Genomic DNA, 757 nt, shown 5'->3' on the forward strand with positions numbered 1-757 from the left:
CGACCCGCGGTCCGGCCGCGGGCACGACCACCGACGTGCGGCCGGGGCCGCGGTACGCGTGGTGCCGCCGCGGCCGGCACCGCAGGCCCCGCCCCCGCAAGGTGCTGCTGGTCGTCGGCGGCCTCGCGCTGGCGGCCGGCGCCCTGAGTCTCGTACGGCTGCTGCCCGAGCCGCCCGGTGACGCGGGCGACGGCGTCCGCGCCGGGGCGGCGCCGCGCGTGGAGGGCGGAGGCGGGGACACGGCCGCCGATGTCCGGGCGACGCCGTCCGGCGCCGCGGACGCGGGAGGCGGGGTTCCCGGGCCGGTCCCTTCCGCGACGTCCGTCATGGGCGGCCTCAGCGGCTCCCCGGGGCCGGGCCTCATACCCGGCATACCCGGCCTCGTGCCGGACCCGTCCGCGAGCGGCACCCCGGCCGCCGGCACCCCGGAGGGCCCGGACACCCCCGAGAACGGGAAGCCCGGAGAACGGCACGAGCGCGAAGAGGATCACGAGCGGGGAAGGAAGGGGACCGGCCTCGCGCCCCCGCCCCGGACACCGCCCGGCCGCAGCACTCCGACCGGCCCGCGCCCCACCCCGCGCCGACCACACCGACGCCACCGCCCCCCAGCACGCCGCCGGCGCCGGAGCCCGCCGACCCGGGCCTGTGCGTACCGGTCATCGGCCTGTGCGTCGGCCTGCTCACCGGCTGAACCGCCGCCTTCCGGCGGCCTACGACTCCCCGCCGCCGTCGCCCCGGCGCGTGAGCAGCCACGGCT

Annotated in this window: 1 protein-coding gene; it reads right to left on the reverse strand. The window is 81.0% G+C overall.

All coding sequences use genetic code 11. The annotated features are described in order from the left end of the window. On the reverse strand, positions 1-491 hold a 491-nt coding region (locus DMC61_RS41555; protein WP_199750239.1), incomplete at its 3' end, for a hypothetical protein. Positions 492-757: the final 266 nt, after the last annotated feature.

This window comes from Amycolatopsis sp. WAC 04169 (assembly GCF_003947535.1).
Taxonomy (GTDB): domain Bacteria; phylum Actinomycetota; class Actinomycetes; order Mycobacteriales; family Pseudonocardiaceae; genus Amycolatopsis; species Amycolatopsis keratiniphila.